17 protein-coding genes are annotated in these 22,051 nt (G+C 37.0%); 8 read left to right on the top strand and 9 right to left on the bottom strand.

Going from position 1 to position 22,051, the window contains the following annotated elements:
* Window positions 1-105: 105 nt before the first annotated feature.
* The gene (locus tag ACSBL2_RS17420) at window positions 106-972 is read left to right on the top strand and encodes a glycosyltransferase family 10 domain-containing protein (protein WP_442587828.1); all 867 of its coding nucleotides are present in this window, start codon (window positions 106-108) and stop codon (window positions 970-972) included.
* Window positions 973-979: 7 nt separating this feature from the next.
* On the opposite strand, the gene ACSBL2_RS17415 is transcribed toward ACSBL2_RS17420, so the two are convergent.
* On the bottom strand, window positions 980-1,627 hold the full coding sequence (locus ACSBL2_RS17415) for a glycosyltransferase family 2 protein (protein ID WP_442587827.1): 648 nt from the start codon (window positions 1,625-1,627) through the stop codon (window positions 980-982).
* A gap of 195 nt (window positions 1,628-1,822) precedes the next feature.
* Between ACSBL2_RS17415 and ACSBL2_RS17410 the strand changes: the two genes are divergently transcribed.
* Window positions 1,823-2,563, top strand: a complete 741-nt coding sequence (locus ACSBL2_RS17410) for a glycosyltransferase family 2 protein (RefSeq protein WP_442587826.1) — start codon at window positions 1,823-1,825, stop codon at window positions 2,561-2,563.
* 93 nt (window positions 2,564-2,656) lie between these two features.
* Window positions 2,657-4,849 carry an alpha-galactosidase gene (locus ACSBL2_RS17405; protein ID WP_442587825.1) on the top strand — a complete coding sequence of 731 codons (2,193 nt, stop codon included), beginning with the start codon at window positions 2,657-2,659 and terminating at the stop codon, window positions 4,847-4,849.
* A 5-nt stretch (window positions 4,850-4,854) separates the two neighbouring features.
* On the opposite strand, the gene ACSBL2_RS17400 is transcribed toward ACSBL2_RS17405, so the two are convergent.
* From ACSBL2_RS17400 to ACSBL2_RS17390, 3 genes are all read right to left on the bottom strand, one after another.
* Window positions 4,855-5,784, bottom strand: coding sequence for an SDR family oxidoreductase (locus ACSBL2_RS17400; RefSeq protein WP_442587824.1), 930 nt, complete (start codon window positions 5,782-5,784; stop codon window positions 4,855-4,857).
* A 12-nt stretch (window positions 5,785-5,796) separates the two neighbouring features.
* Window positions 5,797-6,516 carry a glycosyltransferase family 2 protein gene (locus ACSBL2_RS17395; RefSeq protein WP_442587823.1) on the bottom strand — a complete coding sequence of 240 codons (720 nt, stop codon included), beginning with the start codon at window positions 6,514-6,516 and terminating at the stop codon, window positions 5,797-5,799.
* Window positions 6,517-6,617: 101 nt separating this feature from the next.
* Window positions 6,618-7,241, bottom strand: a complete 624-nt coding sequence (locus tag ACSBL2_RS17390; RefSeq protein WP_442587822.1) for a glycosyltransferase family 2 protein — start codon at window positions 7,239-7,241, stop codon at window positions 6,618-6,620.
* A 185-nt stretch (window positions 7,242-7,426) separates the two neighbouring features.
* On the opposite strand from ACSBL2_RS17390, the gene ACSBL2_RS17385 reads away from it, so the two are divergent.
* From ACSBL2_RS17385 to ACSBL2_RS17375, 3 genes are all read left to right on the top strand, one after another.
* The gene (locus ACSBL2_RS17385; RefSeq protein ID WP_442587821.1) at window positions 7,427-8,104 is read left to right on the top strand and encodes a glycosyltransferase family 2 protein; all 678 of its coding nucleotides are present in this window, start codon (window positions 7,427-7,429) and stop codon (window positions 8,102-8,104) included.
* A 6-nt stretch (window positions 8,105-8,110) separates the two neighbouring features.
* The gene (locus tag ACSBL2_RS17380) at window positions 8,111-8,983 is read left to right on the top strand and encodes an alpha-1,2-fucosyltransferase (RefSeq protein WP_442587820.1); all 873 of its coding nucleotides are present in this window, start codon (window positions 8,111-8,113) and stop codon (window positions 8,981-8,983) included.
* 84 nt (window positions 8,984-9,067) lie between these two features.
* On the top strand, window positions 9,068-10,939 hold the full coding sequence (locus ACSBL2_RS17375) for a right-handed parallel beta-helix repeat-containing protein (RefSeq protein ID WP_442587819.1): 1,872 nt from the start codon (window positions 9,068-9,070) through the stop codon (window positions 10,937-10,939).
* Here the strand turns inward: ACSBL2_RS17375 and ACSBL2_RS17370 are convergent.
* Window positions 10,934-11,665, bottom strand: coding sequence for a family 6 glucosyltransferase (locus tag ACSBL2_RS17370; protein WP_442587818.1), 732 nt, complete (start codon window positions 11,663-11,665; stop codon window positions 10,934-10,936). The two genes, ACSBL2_RS17375 and ACSBL2_RS17370, sit on opposite strands and share 6 nt — an antisense overlap.
* A 103-nt stretch (window positions 11,666-11,768) precedes the next feature.
* Between ACSBL2_RS17370 and ACSBL2_RS17365 the strand changes: the two genes are divergently transcribed.
* Together ACSBL2_RS17365 and ACSBL2_RS17360 are read left to right on the top strand one after the other, a co-directional pair.
* Complete coding sequence (locus ACSBL2_RS17365; RefSeq protein WP_442587817.1) at window positions 11,769-14,918, top strand: glycoside hydrolase family 2 TIM barrel-domain containing protein; 3,150 nt, start codon at window positions 11,769-11,771, stop codon at window positions 14,916-14,918.
* Window positions 14,919-15,057: 139 nt separating this feature from the next.
* Window positions 15,058-16,281, top strand: a complete 1,224-nt coding sequence (locus tag ACSBL2_RS17360; RefSeq protein ID WP_442587816.1) for a glycosyltransferase family 4 protein — start codon at window positions 15,058-15,060, stop codon at window positions 16,279-16,281.
* A gap of 3 nt (window positions 16,282-16,284) precedes the next feature.
* On the opposite strand, the gene ACSBL2_RS17355 is transcribed toward ACSBL2_RS17360, so the two are convergent.
* From ACSBL2_RS17355 to ACSBL2_RS17340, 4 genes are all read right to left on the bottom strand, one after another.
* The gene (locus ACSBL2_RS17355) at window positions 16,285-17,844 is read right to left on the bottom strand and encodes an MGH1-like glycoside hydrolase domain-containing protein (protein WP_442587815.1); all 1,560 of its coding nucleotides are present in this window, start codon (window positions 17,842-17,844) and stop codon (window positions 16,285-16,287) included.
* A 131-nt stretch (window positions 17,845-17,975) separates the two neighbouring features.
* A complete protein-coding gene (locus tag ACSBL2_RS17350; RefSeq protein ID WP_442587814.1) occupies window positions 17,976-18,698 on the bottom strand; it encodes a glycosyltransferase family 2 protein in 723 nt (240 codons plus the stop codon).
* Between the two features lie 105 nt (window positions 18,699-18,803).
* The gene (locus ACSBL2_RS17345) at window positions 18,804-19,484 is read right to left on the bottom strand and encodes a glycosyltransferase domain-containing protein (protein WP_442587813.1); all 681 of its coding nucleotides are present in this window, start codon (window positions 19,482-19,484) and stop codon (window positions 18,804-18,806) included.
* Between the two features lie 142 nt (window positions 19,485-19,626).
* Complete coding sequence (locus ACSBL2_RS17340; protein WP_442587812.1) at window positions 19,627-21,852, bottom strand: glycosyl hydrolase family 95 catalytic domain-containing protein; 2,226 nt, start codon at window positions 21,850-21,852, stop codon at window positions 19,627-19,629.
* Window positions 21,853-22,051 lie beyond the last annotated feature (199 nt).

Genomic DNA, 22,051 nt, shown 5'->3' with positions numbered 1-22,051 from the left:
AATTTACATAGTCAAATTTTTTGCTGACAGGGGCAAATGGTACATAAGTTTTTCTGACGCATTTTTCAGGTGGCTAATTTTTAATTTAGTTGAATATTTAAAAATATGGTAAAAATTAAATTCTTCTCCGATTATGCGGGCTCAGCAGACCTGTTGTCAAGATTTAAAGCAAATTATGATGTGTATGATCAGCAGATCGGTTATACACTTAATGATGATTATCATTATGCTGTTGTTTTTAACAGGGCGAAAGAACAAATAAAGCCATGGGCGAAAATAATAACAGTCATACAGGAACCTTCTTGGAGTCCGGCACATCAAATTCAGACTTTTTTAACGAATAGTGATTATCTCATTATTCATGATCCCGCATTATTTGAAGAAGTTTATCAGATCAAACTTGGAGGGAAGGTAATTGAATCTCCATCTTTTATGTTTTATCATGACCGGGTGGATTATAAAATGTTCAGATTTGCTGAGCAGACACCTAAGGAGAAAAAGCTGTCTATCATCCTTTCAGGTAAGAATTATAAATTCAGAAATTATAGTAAAAGAATAGATCTTCTGGTTAAGATACTGGAATCAGATCTGGATATTGATATTTATGGCCGACAGTTTACAGTGGATGATCCAAGATTCAAAGGTGAGCTGGATTTTAAACATAAGGGATTGTTTCCTTACGAGTATTCTATAGCGATTGAGAATTCAGATGAAAAAAATTATATCTCGGAGAAGTTTTTTGATTGCATAATTTGTAATACCACGCCTATTTACCATGGTGCACCAAATATTAAAAAGGTTTATGATGAACGCTATTTCAGAACAATCGATTTGGAAAGCCCCAGTATTATTGAGGATATCAAAGCGATTATTGCTGCACCTGCTCCGGGTGCCGGCGTAAATAAGGATATCTATTTTAATACATTCAATTTGTACACAAAGTTGAAAGATATTATTTACAGTGATTTGTAATTCTAAATTAACCGATTAATTTTCCCTGATCAAATACCGGAATAATTTCCGGTATATATTTAATGCTGGTATTATTTGCATGTAGTTTTGCCGTGAATCCCTCCATATAAGTCATTTCTGCTATCTTGCCACCACTATTTTTTATAAAATCTGCATCTTCTCCTATCTGTTGGTTAACAAATTTATAATTTTCCCATAGGTATTTCTTATAGGCCATTGTTGCACCGCAAACCCAGGGTGAATCCTCATCGCTTCCTTCATAAACAAAACTGCTTTTCAAAGCTTCGGAAAAGAACCTAACCAGTCCTAAGCCTGTTATGTCCGCACCTGTATGAATTAAAGTATTTACCTGACGGCTTATCCAGTCGGGTGCGTACCAATCATCATCGTCCCAGTGTACGAGGATCTGACCTGTTGATTTTCTGCACGCATAATTACGTTTACTCCCTATGGTAACTTTAGAGTCATTGTAATAATAATGTATTCGCGGATGAACAGGAATGATTTCAGCACAGGAAGGTGATCCATCGTCTATAATGATCAGTTCAGATTTTTTATAATTCTGTGTAAGAAAATCTTCAATTGAGGAAGCCACAAACGCTGGTCGGTTTGCAGTGATCATGATACAGGATACTAAAGGTGGCTCAATAGACATATAAAGACTTGTTTTAGTGTCAATGCTAAAATAAAATTATTTGGAGCGATTGGTTATGGTCACCTGACACATTTTAAACATTGGAATCCTCGCAAGAGAAAGACAAATGGGACCAAATTAATGATTTTGAACAGATGGCTTTTAGACCTGCTGATTGTGTTTATATTTAAATTATTTACTAAAACAGAGACTGTTATGGAGAATCCTACAATGATTGATATTATCATTTTAAGCTATGCCTTCAATGAGAAGCTGAAACAGGTGACGACCAATTGTGTGAGTTCTCTCATCGCTTCAGAAGATGAGACACACATAAAATTCAAGGTGCTTGTTATTGAGTCCTATAAAGGAATGGGTGACTACCAGTATCCAAATTCCAGAACAATTTATCCCGAACAGCCCTTTGGTTATCACCGATATATGAATATTGGGATTAATCTGACGGACTCCCCATATGTTTGTTTATGTAATAATGACCTGATTTTTCATAAAGAATGGGCTTCGGCCATGTTAAAGTGTATGGAGACCTTTCCTGAGCTAATTAGTCTTTCACCGGTTTCATCTATTTTGCATCCTGCGATTGGTGTTCCATTGAATAGTGGGATTAAAAAAGGCTATCGCATAGGTGTGGAGCTAACGGGTTGGTGTTTGTTTATGAAACGGACACTTTTTTCAATTATAGGACAATTGGACGAAAATTATATATTTACTGGTGCAGATCATGATTATGCTAATGTATTGGCCGTTCTAGGTTTAAAGCATGCTTTGGTAACATCTGCTGTAGTAGATCATTTCGATAGTACTACATTGCATACCCAGCCCAAAGAAAGACAGGATTACCTCAATCTGGTGAATTACCATTATCAGAAATGGGGTCACCGGATACTACCTATTCAGGCACAGTTTCCTGAAAACCTCAGTGAAGCAGATCGATGATGATTATGAAAAGAAATATATTCTTTTTTATTTAGGAGGTGGGCAGTTAAACCACTACTATCATGAATAGGGCAATGGTTCTCTATGCAACAAATGAAATTTAAAATTACTATAGCATTATTTTTTTTATTCCTCTTTTATTTTCATACGCAGGCACAGGTATTGCCCATATGGAATTCTTCACTATATCCATCTGTTGGAGATGACTGGCTGGTGAAGTCAATAAGAACGAAAGCTGCCATTTTACAAAGTAAAGATGGTAAGGATCTTATATTATACAATGGTTTGCTAAAACGGGTGTTCAGACTTTTACCGAACCTGGCCTGTACTGATTTTAGTAATTTGAGAACAGGAAGACAATTGTTAAGGACTGTGAAAGAGGAAGCCAGATTAACTATTAATGGGAAGGTGTATCATGTGGGGGGGCTGGGAGGATTAAAAGAAAAAGCATATTTGCTAAAGGAGTGGGTAGAGCATATGACAACCAGTCCTGAAGATTTCCGGTATATTTCTTTTCGTACCCAGCCTATTCAGACCAGGATAAACTGGAAAAATGTCTTCTGGGCTTCCCAACGGACTGGTGGTACGGGAAAGAGGATTTCCTTTTTATTCAGATCAGACTTGCCTGAGTTGGCTGGTCTTGAAGTAAATATCAATTATGAGCTGTATGATGGAGTACCACTAATAGTTAAGTCATTGAGCATTAATAATACAGGAGACAAAATTTTTACTATCAATCGTGTGGTAAATGAGGTGTTGGCGATGGTTGAGGAAGAAAGTGCTGTTGAAGGAGAGTTTGCTCAGATGAAAACCCCTCAGGGAATGTATGTGGAAACAAATTATGCATTTAACAATTCTATGCGTTATGCACAGAGTGATCAGACAACACATTGGAAGCCTGATTCCGGCTATACCTCACAGGTTCATTACCGTTATTTAACTCCTGCACTCTTGGAAGTATATCCAGCTCAGGTGACTGATATTCAATTGAGACCAAAAGAGGTATTTAATTCTGTCCGTAGCCATGAACTATTAATGGATAGTTATGATAGAGAAAGCAGAGGTCTTGCAATAAGAAAGATGTATGCCGTTGTGGCTCCATGGACAACTGCCAACCCTATTTTTATGCATGTGGTTAGCCGTAATGATCAGGATGTATACACCGCAATAGACCAGTGCGCTGAAACAGGTTATGAAGCATTGATTGTCAGCTTCAGAAGCCATTTACAAATGCATGAACAATCTGAGGAGAATCTGACTAAATGGAAGAGGATGGCTGACTATGCACATCGTAAAAATGTCAAAATCGGTGCTTATTCTTTATTTAGTTCTCGAAAAATAAGCGACGAAGATGATGTGATTGATCCTAAAACGAATAAGCCCGGTGGGGCATTATTCGGTAATGCGCCCTGTTTTGGAAGTAAATGGGGATTAAAGTACAGGGATGAGGTGAAGAACTTTTTTGTACGGACAGGCTTTGATATTTGGGAGAATGATGGCCCATATGCTGGGGATCTTTGTGCCTCCGGCAATCACCCGGGACATAGGGGACTAGGGGACTCGCAGTGGATGCAAATGGAGATACAAAAGGAATTATATCACTGGCTAAATGAACATGGAATTTATATCAATTCCCCTGATTGGTATTTTCTGGATGGTGCCCACAAAACCGGACTGGGTTACCGGGAGGTGAATTTCAATATGTCCCGGGAACAACAAAAAATTTTGAACCGCCAGAATATATATGATGGTACCTGGGAAAAAATGCCTTCAATGAGTTGGGGATTTGTACCGCTTACTGCATACGGAAATGCTGATGCGGACGCCACCATAGAACCCCTGGTTGATCATCTGAGGGATTATGAACAGCTGATGATGCAGTATTATGGTGCAGGAATACAGGCATGTTACCGTGGTCCCAGATTGTTTGATACCAACCAGACGAAACAGCTGGTGATAAATACAGTAAAATGGTATAAAAAATATCGGGATATTTTGAATGCTGATATCATCCATTTGAGAAGGGCTGATGGCAGAGATTGGGACGGAATATTACATGTGAATCCAAAATTAAATTCAAAGGGGCTTATGATTTTATATAATCCATTAAAAGAAACCATCAAAAGAACCATTAGGGTTCCTTTGTATTATACAGGTTTAACTGACGTAGTGAAGGTGAGGGAGAAGGAAGGAAAGTCGGTTATAAATCGTTTAAATAGGGATTTTACTACTGATATTTCCTTCACTATTCCGTCAGAAAGTTATACATGGTTCGTCTTCGAATAAAATTTCTAATCTTGTAGTTTACCAGTTTGTTTTTTGGTCGTATACCCCAAATAATAAAGGTCTAAGTAATCGCGCAATGCAATTCGCCAGTCCCTCATGATGTTGAGATTCCTTAAGTTGAGTTTTTTATTGATCAGACATTCTCCTGCTGGTCTTAATGCAAAATAACTTTGTTTATAGTAGTCGGAGTTTACTTCTGTGAGTTTTATCTTATTATTAAATCCTAAAAGATTAATGAGTTCTCTGGCAACCTCAAGCCTGTCGGTTAAACCATTGCACACCAGATTATATACCCCCCAGAATTCTTTCTCAATGAGTAACTTTACATTTTCTGCAAAGTCGAGGGTGAATGTAGGAGTTCCACTTTTGTCATTTACGATAAACAATTCCTGCTTACCTTCATCTAATTGCATGATGAGTTTATTAATGAATTTCTTATCTTTTTTAGGACCTCCTCCCATCATCCATCCAGCCCTGCAAATAAGGTATCTTTTCGCATTTTGTAAAACGAATTTTTCACCCATGTATTTTGAACGCGCGTAATGCCCCAGCGGATCCGGAGTATCCCAGTCGTCATAAAATTTTTTATTTCCGGAGAAAATTCCTGCAGAACTAATGTAAAGCAAAGGAATATTGAGTTCATTTGCAATATATACTGCATTTTCAACAGCTAATGTATTGGTGGCATAGGTGTCATCTATATTTAACTCGCAGAATTCAAGATCTGTATGTGCCCCCAGATGAAATAGATAGTGTGGCGAGAAGTTGAGAACATCATTTCTGTATTTCTCAAAATTTCTAAAATCAAGATAACTGAGCCATTTTTCATTTACATCTTTATCTGTACATTTAAGTTGATAATCCTGTTTAAATACCCTGTAAAAACCTTCGCCCAGCATTCCTCCGCATCCTGCGATATAAATTCTTTTTTCCATATCCTGATTTGTTTATTCTACAGTTTTTTGGTGAAGTTCCTGCTTTAAATATTGCTGAATTTCGCTTTTTAAGACTATGGTTTGTCGTTTGGACTCAGCAGAATTGACTGTTCCTGCCTGCCCGGCTGAAATGCGATAATTCAGAAAGGGTTCATGAATCATATAGAATTTTCCATTTCTTTTTGCAATTTCGATCCAGAATTTATAGTCTTCGGCTGGAAAGTAAGGCTCATATCTTAATTTGTTCCTGATCAAAAATGCTTTCCTGATCATGGCTGTGGAGTTGTGTATAAAGTTGTCCCTGCTAAAAGCAAGAAGGGGATCTTCTATAACTCCCTTTTCCAGAACTTCCAGATAAGGTTCATCAAATGTTTCTCCAAAAAGCCGAACGGCAGTACCACAAACATCGATGTCGTTATTTTCCATGAGTTCAAATTGTGTTTGTAGTTTTTCTGGATACATGATATCATCTTGATCCATTCTGGCGATATACTTACCTTTTGAGAGTTCTATACCCCTGTTTAAATTATCAATATAATTGCTTGTCTCGGTGATAAGATTGATTCTGCTGTCCTCGTACCGATGAATAACATTGACGCTATTATCACTAGAACTATCATCAAAAATTAAGAATTCAAAATCGGTAAAAGTTTGTTCCAGTACACTTTCTATACTTTCAGTAAGATATTTTCCGCCGTTTTTTACGGGCATGACAACTGTAATTTTACACATATCAGATTTTTTTAGGGTTGCATTTTCATTTAGTTTAATATAATTTACATCAAGATTTCAGGCTGGCGAAACTTTGTGAAAGTTTGGGATTTATGACCGGATTATTTTCCTTCTATTAATTCTGACCTCAGAAATTTAATGCTGGTATTGTTGTTGTGTATGTTGGCAACGAATCCATCTGTATAGTTGCTTATTGCTATTTTTCCACCACAATTGAATAAAAAATCGGTATCCTCACCGATTTGAAGATTGCTGAAGGGAAATGCAGACCAAATGGATTTTTTATAAATAAGAGTTGCTCCGCACAACCACCTCGGATCCTGATGATTGTTCCGATACAGAAAATGGCTGTTAGAAGTGACAGAATGAAATACGATATTTCTCAATCCTATGATATCTGCGCCACAAATTATCAATTGGTTCACCGATCTACTGATCCAGTCATAAGCATAGGTATCGTCGTCATCCCAATGGGCAATAATTTCCCCTTTTGCCTGTTTACATGCAAAATTTCGTTTGCAACCAATTGTACCCAGTGGTCTTAGATAATAATATCTTATTTGAGGGGTAGGAGGAATCAGCTGCGCATATGATCTGCTACTATCATCTATTATGATAAGCTCTGTACGGGGGTAATCTTGTGCGAAAAAGTTACTAATTGCCTGTACCATGAATTTTGGGCGGTCTGCTGTTGGCATAATACAAGTTACAAGAGGTGAAGTCATTGAATGAAATCTTAAAATTGTGATACAAGTTATTCATGGAAAATTATGTATTATTTTAAGTCCCATTCGGGGCAGATTACCCCGAATTTTTCAGAAGTTGGTATGCTCATGGATTACATCGAAATTCGTTTCGTAGCTTAAATTGGTATGTAATTTTTATGTGTGGTGTTTCTGTAATATTACCAGTGAAAAACGGAGAAAAGTATATCGGCAGATCTATTGAAAGTGTGCTTCAACAAACTTATACCGATTTTGAGCTCATTATTATTGATGACCTGTCTGACGACTGCACTTGGGATATTATTAATGGCTATAATGATCTCCGAATTAAAGTATTTAAAAGTTGCAACGGCTTTATAGCAAATTTAAATTATGGGATATCGGTTTCTAAGGGGGGATATATAGCACGAATGGATGCCGATGATATCATGTATCCGAAAAGGCTGGAATGTCAGCTGAGGATTATGGAAACAATGCAGGTTGATGTGTGCAGTAGCTGGATGACCATTTTCGGCGAGGATTTTGAACCCTTCCTAATGGAGAACCTCAGCGGTTTAATCGTTAAGCCACTAAGCTGGTTCTTGTATAAGAATTTTATTTCGCATCCGGCGACGATGATAAGGAAAACCTTCTTAATTGAAAAGGAATTGAAATATAATGAGGATTACCCTTGTGCAGAAGATTACAAGCTTTGGTTTGAAGCAGCAAAAGTAGGAGGGATTTTTTACATAGATCCAGAACCTTATCTATACTATAGGATTTCTAAAGATCAGGTGACGAGTCAACATAAAAAGGAAATGATTCAGCAAACTTATAAGATACAAACGGAAATCTTTGAGTATTTATTAACGCATGTAGAGTGAGTAATTATGATTATTGTAAAATTACAAGGTGGTATAGGGAATCAATTCTTTCAGTTTGCTTTCGGAAGAGCTCTAGCAGTCTTTAGGGGAGAAGAACTCTATTTCGATCTTTCCTTTTTACAAGCAGCAAATCCGAATATTACCTTCAGGGTGTTTAAATTGGGAAAGCTGCATCATTACAAAATTTTGGATATGCAAAATTCTGATAGGTTAAAACAGCTGTTTGATGAAAAGAGTGCACTATTAATTTCTGATGATTTTCCAAAAAAAGATATTATGCGAGTGGCTGCGGACAAAAATATAGTTGCGCTCTATCTGGATGGATATTTTCAAAACGAATTTTATTTTTCACCCTACGCAGATGAAATTAGAACTGAACTCAGGGACTTGCTGGAATGTACTTATCAGTTATCTGGGCTTCAGGCTCAGAACATCGTCGTTCATCAGGAATCGATAGCAATTCATTTGCGTCGTACAGATTATCTCAATCCTTCTGCACTTTGTTTTCATGGCATCTGTGAAGTAGATTATTATCAAAAAGCACTTCAGATAATCGAAGATAGAACAACACAAGCCCATCTGTATTTATTCAGTGATGACAATATATTAGCTGATGAGATGTTTTGTTTGGTGAGGAATAAAACGAATATTTCATCTATGTTAGCTCATATTCCAATGCTGGATAAAGACCTGGTGGAATTAGCATTGATGGCTAAATGCCGTCATTTTGTAATTGCAAATAGCAGTTACAGTTGGTGGGGATCTTATTTGTCCGATTCTCCCGATAAATTGATTGTTGCACCAAAGCAATGGTATACACATATTGGATTTACCCGGCAATCAGAAGATATTGCTCTACCCTCCTGGATCAGGATTTGACGTTTGCTGAAATTATTATATTTTTTTGGGACATAGGGTTAGAAAATATCACTCTATATAAATAAGATCCCTGTTCTATCTCACATGAATTTTAAAAGAATCCTGCTGTTTTCATTACTTGTTCTCTTTGTTACTTCTCATTTATTGGCTCAATCCTTTCTTCCTTTATATACTGAATATAAAGATCGTAAGGTGTCACCTGGAAAAACCACTTATTATATTGATCCGCAAAGAGGTGATGACCGGTATAGCGGCAACGATAAAAAAAAGCCATGGCGAACTTTTAATGGAATTAATCAGCTTATTCTTTCTCCGGGAGATAGGGTGGAAATTCTTGCTGCAGGAACATTCAGCGAGTCACTTGTTCTTGTTGCCAGAGGGAATCTGGCTAACCCGGTCATTGTTAAATTCGCTTCCGGGCGATACGATATTTTTCGCACATATGCTAAAAGAAAAACACTTCATATTTCAAATACCAACGACGATCCTTATGAGCCAAAAGCGATTGCTCTCATGTTTGATAGTTGTCAGTTTATCAATGTTGAGGGGGGCGGCGCAAAATTTGTATTGAGGGGTAAGATGATCGAAACATTTATCTGTAATTCATCAAATATAAAATTAGATGGATTGAGTTTCGACTATGAACGACCTACTGTATCAGAGTTAACTGTTGAAAATACAGGAGCCAATTATGCAGATTTACAAATTCATCCGGATTCAAAATTTAGTATTAAAGATAGTCTGCTGTATTGGGAGGGAGAAGGCTGGAATTACCCTTGTTCATCTTACTGGCAGAGATTCCATTCCGAAAGTAATTACTTGTTCCGGATTCATATCCCGGTAAAAGGAATGCGGTTTGTTCAGACAGGTGAGAATAAAATCAGGGTATATTATCCATTGCCAGTTAAAAGAATTCTTTTTGAAAAAGGGAGTATCTACCAGACACGTGATGTAGAGAGAGATTGCACTGGTATTTTTATACAAAAAAGTAAGAATATTGAATTAAATAATGTCCGCATTTATTTTATGCATGGCATGGGGATAGTTTCACAATATTGTGAGAATATTAAAATAAATCGTTTGATCGTCAGTCCAGATCCGGCTTCTGGGAGAACTTGTGCTGCATGGGCAGACATATTACACTTTTCCGGATGCAGGGGACTTATAGATATTGGTAATTCTTATCTGTCGGCTGCTAATGATGATGCAATTAATATTCATGGCACGCATTTACTTATCAAAAAAAAGGTCAGCGATAGCCGTCAGGTTCAGATTAAATTTATGCATGACCAGACGTATGGATTTGATCCTTTTGCAGCCGGGGATAGCCTGGATTTTATCCGGCCAAAAACTTTATTGGTTATCGGAGATAATGTCGTACTGCACTGCCAAAGATTAAATGATAAAGAATTCTTATTAACGCTTAAAAATCCACTCCCGGTAAATTTAAAAATAAATGATGCTGTGGAAAATACCAGTGCTACACCACAAGTTTGGATACACCATAATACAATAGAGAAGATTCCTACAAGGGGCATTTTAGTGACGTCCAGACGAAGGATAATCATCGAACATAATCAATTTGTACATACCTACATGAGCGCTATACTCATCAGTGATGATGCATCATCCTGGTTTGAATCTGGTATGGTAAGAAATTTAACGATTAGAAATAACAATTTTTCCAAATGCGGTGAACCTGTTATAACTATTCTTCCTGAAAATCGAAGAAGCAAGAGAATTCGGGTACATTCTAACATCTTGGTTTCAGCGAATACATTCGATTTGGGCGGATTAAAACTGCTTCATGCAAAAAATACTGCCAATCTCATCATCGAGAAAAATATAGTTAAAACATCAGTGCCTGTGAAGCAAATTAAAGATTTGATTAAAATAAAAAAATGTAAGCCTGTAAGTATAAATAACAATAAAGTTGTGGAGGGGGTTCAATTATGATGTAGGCGTTTCAGTTATTCCACGCAGGAAAGCATGGCCTCCGTATCTGGATTTATCAAGTACTAATATTTTGGGTTTGAATGGAAGTTGACTTTCCTGAGGATAACAATAGGATGGACTTAAAACTTTTGGACTTTTATTTAGGAGGTAATGGTTCAGATGGGATTCGTCATGCCATAATGCGATTACGCCCTTTTTCAGGTCTTTATGAATATTGGTATTCAATTCCTGTATCATTTCCAAATAAGCATTGGATTCACCACCATTCAAGGCTCCGAAATAATAATATTTCCCTGCCCCATATGGAATATATGCTGTTGAAACTATATTTCTTTCGTATGTAAAGTGATTGGATGTTTTATTCCAGAATCCGGGGTGATTGGCGGCGACTAAACCGTCATTATTTTTATTAGGTAAAATATCGTTGTTCACAAAATCAATAAATATAATGTTTGCATTAAAGAAAAATAAATATTCACAATTCCGTAGTTCGGCATGCACTTTCAAAAATATATCAAAACGCATCAATGTATTGTATGGCCAGCCTAGAGATTCCTGATGGATTTTTTTTACAAATGTTTTGTCCTCTCCATAAAGATGCGATGCGTCTGTAAATACAAAATACTTTTTTTCCTGTGAGGGTAAGAAGAATTTCTGCGAGGACTCATAGAAGTCTTTCCAAAAGAGGTCATATTTTCCCGTGCATATATACAATATTCCAATCATGCTTTTTTGTTTGTTAGGACTAAAAATAATATTTAAGGGTGTGGGAGTGAAGTCCAACTGTCTCAATCTACCACCTCGATGTCATACCAAATTACCACTATCAATGAAATCAATCTTACAGGTGCTTTTTTTTCTTGCTATAACAGAGATAACCAAAGCCCAGCAACTACCTTCTGAATTGCAATCCCCGGAAGTCGTATCTATCAACCGATTGTCCATGCGTTCCACAAGCTTTGCTTATGAGAGTGTAAATCTGGCAGAGAAAATGGATAAGGAAAAATCTTCCTTTTTCTATTCCTTAAATGGAATATGGAAATTTAATTGGGTACAGGATCCCTGGATGCGTCCTCAGGATTTTTATCGCCTTGATTATAATGACCGCACATGGGACAATTTCACCGTTCCTGCAAACTGGGAAATAAACGGTTATGGGATACCGATCTATGTGAACCAGCTTTATGAATTTACAGGAAGAGAACGGCGTGGTTCCGATCTCAATCCTCCCTTTGATATTCCCGAGCATAATAATCCTGTGGGTTCTTACCGAAAGAAATTTATTTTGCCGCAAAACTGGAAGGATCGTCAGGTTTTTATCCACCTTGGTGCTGTTAAATCCGCTTTTTTCATTTGGGTAAACGGCATAAAAGTAGGGTATAGTGAAGATAGCAAGCTTGCGGCAGAATTTGATATTACCAGATATTTGAAACCCGGAGAAAATCTAATTGCCCTTCAGGTGTATCGTTGGAGTGATGGAAGCTATCTGGAATGTCAGGACATGTGGCGGATTTCCGGAATAGAGCGTGACGTTTATCTGTATGCAACACCAAGGCTTGATGTCAGGGATTTTAAAATTGTGGCGACGCTTGACAAATCATACAAAAATGGTGTTTTAGGTGTGACCGCTGAAATTGATAACTATAAAATAGACCAGACCAAACATAGTATACCTGATACATTTGTTGTTTCACTGGAATTAAAAGATCCGAAGGGAAAAACTGTTTACCAGGATGAAAGTGTAAGAGTACAAACTGTACTTGGAAATTTTAGAACACAACTTACCTTCAACACGGAAATTCCTAATATAGCATCCTGGACTGCTGAAACCCCCAATCTATATACGTTATTGATCAGGCTCTTTGATAGTAAAGGAAGGGTTATAGAAGTCATTCCGCAACGCGTAGGATTTCGGACGGTGGAATTGCGTGACCATAACTTATTAATTAATGGGAAACGGGTATTTCTGAAAGGAGTTAACCGCCATGAGCATAATCCTGTTCGGGGACATACACTTACCCACGAAGATATGCGTAAAGATATAGAAATGATGAAAAAGTTAAATATAAACGCGGTAAGGCATTCTCATTATCCACCAGATCCTTACTGGATGGAGTTATGTGATCAATACGGATTGTATGTTATTGATGAAGCAAATATTGAATCACATGGCCGGTATTATAATCTGGCTTATACTTTAGGAAATGACAAGCAATGGCGTATACCTCATTTGGAAAGAATTCAACGCATGTATGAGCGTGATAAAAATCATGCTGCTGTGATCATCTGGTCTTTAGGTAATGAAGCAGGAAATGGAGCGAACTTTTATGAAGGATATGAGTGGTTAAAAAATACAGATATCAGGCCTGTTCAGTATGAACGTGCGGAAGAAGATTTTAATACAGATATGTTTGTTCCACAATATACTGATCCAGAGAGTCTGGAGAAATACTCTGCAAGCCATCCTTTAAAACCGTTAATCATGAGTGAATATGCGCATATCATGGGAAATAGTCTTGGTAATTTTAAAGACTATTGGGATATTATTGAAAGTAAACCAAATCTGCAGGGTGGATTTATATGGGAATGGATAGACCAATCATTGGATACGATAAAAAATGGAAAACGAATTATGGCCTACGGCGGTGATTTTCCTTTAAGTGGACCGGTCGATGAGAATTTCAGCGATAATAATTTTTGTGTCAAAGGGGTTGTAACTGCATATAGAGAGATGACACCTATGGCAATTGAAATACAAAAGGTTTATCAATATATCAAAACAACTTTTAGGAATAATACCCTTACCGTAAGCAATACCTATTTCTTTAAAAATCTGGATAATATATCTCTTCAATGGGAATTGCTAGAGGAAGGTAGAGTGGTCGAAAAGGGAAACATTGCCAATCTTAATATCGAACCCCGCCATTCCAGAGAATTCAAATTGCCAATTCAAACGAAAGTCAAAAGTAATACCGAATATTTTATAAATGTATACTATAAGCTGGTAAAGCAAGAACCTTTAATCGAAGCGGGTTTTGTAATTGCTAAAGAGCAATTTATTTGGCATGGTCATCATCGGGTTTATCAACATAAGGAATTACCAGATGTGCTATCAATTGATAAGAAAGCACAACGAAGCACCATCAATGGAAAAGACTTTTCAATAAGCTTTGATATGCTGCATGGATTAATGAGCAGTTATGTGCTCAAAGGAAAAAAACTGATTACACAGGGACCTGTCCCTGCCTTTTGGCGCGCACCGACAGATAATGATATTGGAGCAGGATTTAATGAATCATTACGCATGTGGCGTAACGTTTATAAGGATGCAACGGTGAAAGAAGCTGAAGTGATGAAGCAAAATGATAGATGTATTGTTAAGTTCAGAACAGAAATATTGAATGGGGATGCTTCTATTGAACAAACTTATCAGGTGATGTCAGATGGCGCAGTAAAAATTAACACTTGCTTCATTGCTTCTAAAAAAGAGTATCCCTTGCTTTTACGCCTGGGAACCGACCTACAAATAGATAAGAATTTAAATCAGCTTTTTTATTATGGACGTGGACCTGGCGAGAATTATTGGGATAGAAAATCCGCATCATTTATCGGTCTTTATCAGCAGCAAGTCGATGAACAATATTTTCCTTATGCACGTCCTCAGGAAAGCGGTAATAAAACAGAAGTAAGATGGCTGAATATAACTGATCGGAAGGGAAAGGGGTTGCGCTTTGAAATAGCAGATAGTTTATTAAGTTTTTCAGCATTGCCTTATGCCCTTGACGACCTTGATCCTGAAAAGGAAAAAAAACAGTATCATTCTGGGGAATTGATAAAAAGAGATGAAATTTTTATGCACTTAGATCTAAAACAAACAGGATTGCAAGGGATTGATAGCTGGGGGAATTGGCCACTGAAAAAATACCGTGTACCCTTTACTAACCACGAATATGCATATTGGATTATTCCGCTAAGATAGTCGCGCATGCTGGATATTAAGAATGATAGTTATTGTTTTTCAGCAAAGAAAGTACGTTAACAGAGTTTTAGCGACTTTTGGCAATTGAGCTCCCGTTAAAGATTTCGATATTGAGTTGAATTCATAGTACGTAAGCTTTATGGACAAGATCAGAGTAGTTGAAGCAGGGAATGAGTTGGATTTAGGAGGAACAGAATATGTCATCCAGTTATTCAGCAAATTTTTTAATAAAGATTATTTCGAGGTAATCGTTGTTGGTGTGTATAGTGGTGGACAAAGGGAGAAATTGATTAGAGATTTAGGAATTCCTGTATTTATTTTAAATGGTGATATGAATAGTCTGGCACAGATCCTGATTAAGACTGACGTATTCCATTGGCATGGGAGTGGATTGATAGACAAAGCCGTATTTAATGTAGTAAAAGCTTACAGGCCAAAACTAGTTATCCAGACAAATATATTTGGATTATATGATTATTCACCGCTATATAACCTGATTGATTATGATTTATATGTATCAAAAATGATCTTAATACGTAGAGTGTACTTAGATCACCTGATACCAGAGCACCTATTTCTTTCAAAAAGAAAAGTGTTATCAAATCCTGTTGATGTAGATCATATCCTTGAACTATTGCCTACTGATGAAGAAGTATGTATTTTCAGGAAGATTAACCATCTTGAAGATCAGTTTATTGTTGGACGAATCGGGAGGGCGGACAACCGAAAGTTCGACTTAATCACGCTCGATGCATTCGCAGAATTTGCACATGAGAATGATAAAGCCATTTTTCTGCTGGTAGGTGCTACAGATGAGATCCTGGCTTATGCGTCTTCTTTAGGTATAACTGACAAGATAGTTGTTTTGGAGATGACGACTGATCTTAAGGAAATCGTGATGTACTATAGCGTCATGGATATTTTTTTAGCTGCTAGTAAAATAGGGGAGAGTTTTGGGTTGGTTATTGCTGAAGCGATGACAATTGGTGTGCCGGTAATTACCATCTGCACAGATGACAGAGATAATGCGCAGGTTGAACTGGTGGACAATAATATTACTGGTTGTGTTGTAGAAAGAAGTATTAAAAAAATTGCAGGAGCAATTTCAGATTTGTATAACGATCCTGATATGAGAAAAAGAATGGCTGTTCGTTCCCGGGAAAAAGTCGTTTTAGAATATAAGGCAGACAGGATTGTTCGCTCCCTTGAAGTATTGATATTGAATCATTTTGGTTTTCCATTACCTGCAGGATATAATAATGCTTTATCATTAAATCCTACAGATTACTTAATTGAGGATTATTCCATAAATATGATAACAGATTATATTCACAGATGTCAAAATTTGTGGACAAATGAATAGGGATTAATTTGCTTTAACATGGATAATTTTACTGCCTTTATTCCAGGCCAACTTTAAAGTAAATGCAATATTGGAGCGGATTTTAACTTGTGGCTCATCAGTATCTTTCGCTCTCCTAGCACACCAAAAATTAATCAACCCCTGCTGTTTATAAGGGTATTTTTTAACACCAAACTCATCTGTCATGCGAATATCCCAGATAATCGTATTGTCAATAGTAGGCCGGATGCCGAAAATATATTCAAATAAAACAGATATAGGTACTAAGCCAGTCCAACCCACCATATCTTTTTTGTCATTGCCCTTAACCTTGTCCGGTGCATAATTCTCCCATAGTGTCCCAGTTTCATTGAATACTTCTACAACATTGTTCAAATGGTTAACTGCGATTGCATGTGCAAGGGAATCCTGCCTGTATTTTGTAAGTCCGGAAAGAACCATATACGAGGTTGGTGCCCAGACTCCACCACACCAGTATCCTCCATCCTGATTATATCCTTTAGTATCCGCAGAAAGTGTCGGTACTCGATGTAACCGGTCAAATTCTTCTGGATTCTGAAGATGGGCTATAAAGCTACTCATGTCTTTTTGCGGAACTGTTTCCGCAAGTAATGCCCAAAAGGCAGCGATACTTTTGACATTAGATAGCCTACCATCATGGAAACGATCGTAGTAGAAAGCTGTCTTCATATCCCACATATGCTGATTTACATACGTGGTAAGTTGACTGACATCTTCCTGAACTTCTTTCACATCATTTAACCTGTTTATTTTTTCTGCCATACAGATCAGGATTTTACCAGCGAATATTTGTTGTAGTGTGGTATCAATCCATGACATGAAAGCATGACTGAAACGTTGATCATACTCCGGCGGAACCCGGGGTTGATTATCCATCCCACATCCCCATCCACTGGAATAATAAGAGCCGTCTGGCCAGGAACGGTAAATCCTGAACCATTGGTAGTAGGCCATAAGCGGAGAAAATACCTGTTTCAATCTTTCATGATCATCAGAACTGAGATAATATTCCCATTCAGCCCAGGGGATTATATTAGGACCTGTACTGGATGGATCAAATTTCTCAAAAATTTCATTCCCATTCGTTTCTGCTATTTCGCGGCATATGTAGCCATCGTTATGTTGTTTGTGGTAGAAATTATCCAAAGAAGCCTGAAAATTAAATGCTTTTCTGCCATAACGGCCAAATAGCAACATAAATGTAGAATCCCAAATGAATATATGGTTATTAAATGCTGCATCTATATAAGGTTGAATAAATTGGTTTTCTTTTGTCACTCCGTGTACGTTTGAGAATGCAATCTGCCATGCTTTCCAATAACATTTCACTACATCATTCCTCTTCGGCCATACAGGTTCAGGAAGTCTTGATTTTATTTCTTCGAAAATAGGTGGACGAGCGGCATTTGGATGTTTTTTGATAAAAGCATTTTCTTTCACCAATATGTTGGGGATGCTGGTATCAAAATAATGTTGGGCATAGGTAGTGTTGCTAATAGGTAACAAAACACAGGTAAGTATAGTATAATTGATGAATTGCATTCTTTTAAATAATTATTAAATCTCATGATTGTTATCAATGAGTAGAGAAAAACAAGGCTATATACCATGGAGATGTCAACTATTTTTATAGATCCATTGATTATATTTATAAAAATCCAGGGTGTATTATATTAGATACCTGGAAAACTATCCAAGCCATCATTGAGTAATTTAATGATAGTTGATGTAGTTTCTTTATTTAAGAGTTCACTCTTATCGATAAAATATTTATAGTGTTCATAATTCCAGATATTGCCACCATGATAAATATAGATATATAGGTGATGAGAATTCTCTAACCGGAATAGATATTGTTTTGTATCAAGGAATCTCATGATGTGTGTATCTTCTCCTTTATTTCTGTCCGCATAGGGATTTGCTAATAAGATCTCCTTTTTACATAAAATAGTATTATCCCAGGAATATGTAAAAGAAGCATAAGCATTTTCTGTGGTCGAGTCATAAAGTAATATGTGTCTGAGTACACACGCTTTGAAGCCTTTGTTTACCATATCTGTATATTGTACAATTAATCTTCCCGGATGGTACCAGTCATCATCATCCCAATGACATATGTATTCTCCCTTACATATCCTTATAGCCATATTATGGGCATTGCCTACTGAAAGATTTCCAGGGCGTTCTATTCTGATTAGAGATATTGTTGGGTAAAATTCCAATAAAATGTCAATAAAAGATCTTGTATCATTGTCAGTTTCAGGATATGAGACCACAATTTCTTTATTGATATATTCCTGCGTTACAAAACACGCTATCGATCTCTTCAGAAGATTCACACGGTTGTTGGTGACGCATATGCAGGAAATTAATGGATATTTTTCCGGTTCATTCATGTGAAGTGTGGTTTGTTGATGATGAGATATTTATAGACCATAAAAATGCCATTGAATAATAGGGCTTTGAGTAAATGTTACATGACTGCTGAACGAAGATGTTGACTACAATAATTTATAGTCCGCATGCCTCACAAAGTCATTAACAATCATATGATCATTGTGTATCTTATAATTTACCTGATGTTTATACAACAAATAAGGTAGCCATAGTTGATCCTGAATATTGTATAAAACACAGTGCATTAACCAGTCGGTCATTAAATTATAATCTCTATTTATAACCAGTTTTTTTTTATACAAAAAAAGTCCGCAATTAAAAAGCCTGCAGTCTTTGAAATTTTCATTTCCAATGTATCTATTGACCTGATCTTCTAAAATTTCGCCATCGTACCTACTTAATATATACTCGCTACCGCTTCTCATTTTTTCCATCATAAAATCCATTTCTTCTTTGATAGACGAGCGCTCGATATGACTAAATAATAACAGGTTAGCATCCTGGTCTTCTATTTGTCCTATCATCTTTTCTATAAAACCCTCCAATAATGTAAATTTAGAATCAACCCATATATAATAGTCATAATTTGGGTGCGACAGCCATTCCATCATTTTTGGAATTTTTCCTTTTAATCTTGGATTTAAGCTGTGTTTTCTTGACTGGTAGTTTTGATCATTATAAAAAGCCTGATCAATAATATAGTCTTTATGGATTAATGGAAATTTTATAGATAGCTCTTTCTTCGTACTCCCGAAAGCTGCAGATATCAGTCTGATTCTTTTCATATCTTAAGTAAAGCTAAATGTAGAGCAGTGACTGCTCAAACCGACATAAAAATAGAAAATCGAATTTTGGCTATCCAGAACAAATGTCTCATAACAATCTGTTACAAGACATTTAAAAGGCCACTGTAAAAGTTAATAAAAATCAGCGATCCAAATTCTTCAGGGTAACGATTTGCCCTTTATGCATCTCAAATTCAAATACATTGTTTTCTTTTTGTGTTACATGATTTTTGTTGATACCAGACCATATAATTGCTTTAAATGGTAGTTTAATTCTGCATAAACCTCCTTTTTCAGCATTTATGGACACCATCCTTGTTATACCATTTTCTTTCTTAGCAGAAATTAGAAAAGCACCCTGACTACGGAGATTTTGAAAGGAGATATTTCTCCAAGACTTTGGAACCGCAGGAAATATTTCGACATAGCCATGTTCACTTTGAAGCAGCAGTTGATGTATACCTTCGGCAAATCCGAAATTCGTTTCTAATGTAAATGGACGATCTGTATAATTGCAATATTGTCCACCTTTCTGATCTCCGTTGAGATTAAAAGAATTTTTGGAAACGAAGTTGGTTGCAAATTTTCTAAGATTTACGACGGCACTATCACTTTCTCCCATCTGTGCATAAAGGGCTGCCGTCCATGGAAAAGAGAAGCCATACCAATTCCTCGTACCTAATTTTTCCAATCTGTTCATTGAGTTTTTCATAATGACGGCTGATGGGGAATCTTCCTTTTTCATTAAGCTTAGTGGATAGATAGCCATTAAATGTGATAAATGCCGGTGTGAAAAAGAAAGATCCGTTCCCGGTGCTATCGTTAAACCAGTTTCATTGACATCTAATCCGGCAATTTGTTTTTCCATGTGCAATATCTCTTCGGAAGCTTTACCTGAAGCTTTAGCGACTTCCGCAAATCTTAAATATAGATTATGGATAAGCGTAAGATCAAAGTTTGTATTCATTTTGAACCATGCACGCAGTGAATTGTCATGATACTCAGGTGAGGAACTTAAAGGAAGCTGATATTTTCCTGTCTGCTGATCTTTGATCAGCATTTGCCGGAAGTATTTCTCAACTTCAGCCAGATAAGGATAGCATTTTTCCTTTAGAAAGGTTTCATCCATACTATACTTCCACTGAAGATAAAAATGATGCGCAATCCAGGCTGAGGTTGATGGTCCGAGAGAGTACTGTATCCAACCACCCATAGGCTTGCCGCTTAGTGTAGTTACACCGGGGACATTTATGCCTTCCACACCAAAGTAGTTTCTGGTCCATTTTCTATTTTCTTCTTTTACTTTCCATAGCCAGTTTGGCAACGAAGCCGTCAAATCGAGATGATTAGCTGTATATCCTGGCCAATAGCTCATCAGCACATTAAGATCGTAATGAAAGTCACCTTTCCATGGAGGTAAACTTCCATTATCGGCTGTCCAAATGGCCTGTAGACTAATCGGTGGTGTATCTGCCCTCGTGACGGAGCCAAATTTGTACATGTCCATTACATATTGGCGCTCAAGTAGCTTGTCTGGTATATTAAGAGACGATTTTCTCCAATAATTTTTCCACCAATTTATATGGGCTACGTTGCCGGTATTCTTGATTGCTGAATTTTTTGCGGACTGACCATTAGTTATGGTCCACGAACCTTCAACTTTATCTCCTTTTCTGCTCCATCGCACAAGTACTTCGTAATAGTTTTGGTCATATGTGGGCTGGTGAAAAACAATCTCTCCGGGACTGCGTCTAATAATTCCCTTTACATAACCAAGCCGGCTGAGGGAAATTTCAAGAACATCCTGATCCTTTTCTAATTTAACCTTATGGTATTCTGGTTCTACGAGTTGAGGGGTTATATCCTGGTGCTTAAGCCCGTCAAAGGAGAAATATCCCATCGGTTTTGTCGCATCGACGTAAGTGCTGAATTTTACACCTGAATCAAAAATGATTGTGTTGGTAGCTTTCTGAATATCCAAGGTATCTGTTACTACACTTCCAAGTTGCTGAATATCAAATTCAATTGCTGCTCCCGGAAGTTTTGTTGGTGCGTGATACTTTCCATAGGGATCATCTCCTAACTTTTGTACTGGAGCGTAATCTTTTTTATCCACCTGGCTCATCACCCAGTTGAATTTAAGTTGATCAATCTCTGGCATGTCCCTGTCGTCCCAGAGATCAACCCGGTCAAGGGCCATTCTTAATTTATCGTTTTTCTGCCATACCAGAACTCCGAGCCAACCATTTCCTAAAGGGATGGCTTCATCCCATCGTTGAGGTATTGTGTTGAATTTTAGTCCATAACGTGATGATTGTGCATAGGAAACTTGACAAATAAATAGTAAGCAAATAAAAAAAGGTTTCATATTATTTTATGTGGGTGAGGCAATATTTTGCAGATCACAGGCATCAGGTTTCAGCCGATGAAAAGCCGTTTGTATAGTAGTGTAGTTAAGGTTTGTAAATGCCCATTTCCTGATGAAAATATATTTTAGTATCAAATAGGATTTTGGGACATGTATCCATTTAATTGATATAAAGAATAGGTAAATTCATCAAAGGTTC

The organism is Pedobacter sp. AW31-3R, assembly GCF_052180285.1.
GTDB lineage: Bacteria > Bacteroidota > Bacteroidia > Sphingobacteriales > Sphingobacteriaceae > Pedobacter.
This window is presented reverse-complemented; position numbering and strand designations above follow the sequence as displayed.

Excerpts from the sequence above, each read along its gene's own strand:
- ACSBL2_RS17345 (WP_442587813.1), bottom strand. The coding sequence starts at position 19,484 with ATGAAAAGAATCAGACTGATATCTGCAGCTTTCGGGAGTACGAAGAAA.
- ACSBL2_RS17360 (WP_442587816.1), top strand. The coding sequence starts at position 15,058 with ATGGACAAGATCAGAGTAGTTGAAGCAGGGAATGAGTTGGATTTAGGA.
- ACSBL2_RS17410 (WP_442587826.1), top strand. The coding sequence starts at position 1,823 with ATGGAGAATCCTACAATGATTGATATTATCATTTTAAGCTATGCCTTC.
- ACSBL2_RS17395 (WP_442587823.1), bottom strand. The coding sequence starts at position 6,516 with ATGTGTAAAATTACAGTTGTCATGCCCGTAAAAAACGGCGGAAAATAT.
- ACSBL2_RS17375 (WP_442587819.1), top strand. The coding sequence starts at position 9,068 with ATGAATTTTAAAAGAATCCTGCTGTTTTCATTACTTGTTCTCTTTGTT.
- ACSBL2_RS17370 (WP_442587818.1), bottom strand. The coding sequence starts at position 11,665 with ATGATTGGAATATTGTATATATGCACGGGAAAATATGACCTCTTTTGG.
- ACSBL2_RS17365 (WP_442587817.1), top strand. The coding sequence starts at position 11,769 with ATGAAATCAATCTTACAGGTGCTTTTTTTTCTTGCTATAACAGAGATA.
- ACSBL2_RS17390 (WP_442587822.1), bottom strand. The coding sequence starts at position 7,241 with ATGACTTCACCTCTTGTAACTTGTATTATGCCAACAGCAGACCGCCCA.
- ACSBL2_RS17355 (WP_442587815.1), bottom strand. The coding sequence starts at position 17,844 with ATGCAATTCATCAATTATACTATACTTACCTGTGTTTTGTTACCTATT.
- ACSBL2_RS17400 (WP_442587824.1), bottom strand. The coding sequence starts at position 5,784 with ATGGAAAAAAGAATTTATATCGCAGGATGCGGAGGAATGCTGGGCGAA.
- ACSBL2_RS17415 (WP_442587827.1), bottom strand. The coding sequence starts at position 1,627 with ATGTCTATTGAGCCACCTTTAGTATCCTGTATCATGATCACTGCAAAC.
- ACSBL2_RS17380 (WP_442587820.1), top strand. The coding sequence starts at position 8,111 with ATGATTATTGTAAAATTACAAGGTGGTATAGGGAATCAATTCTTTCAG.
- ACSBL2_RS17420 (WP_442587828.1), top strand. The coding sequence starts at position 106 with ATGGTAAAAATTAAATTCTTCTCCGATTATGCGGGCTCAGCAGACCTG.
- ACSBL2_RS17405 (WP_442587825.1), top strand. The coding sequence starts at position 2,657 with ATGAAATTTAAAATTACTATAGCATTATTTTTTTTATTCCTCTTTTAT.
- ACSBL2_RS17340 (WP_442587812.1), bottom strand. The coding sequence starts at position 21,852 with ATGAAACCTTTTTTTATTTGCTTACTATTTATTTGTCAAGTTTCCTAT.
- ACSBL2_RS17350 (WP_442587814.1), bottom strand. The coding sequence starts at position 18,698 with ATGAATGAACCGGAAAAATATCCATTAATTTCCTGCATATGCGTCACC.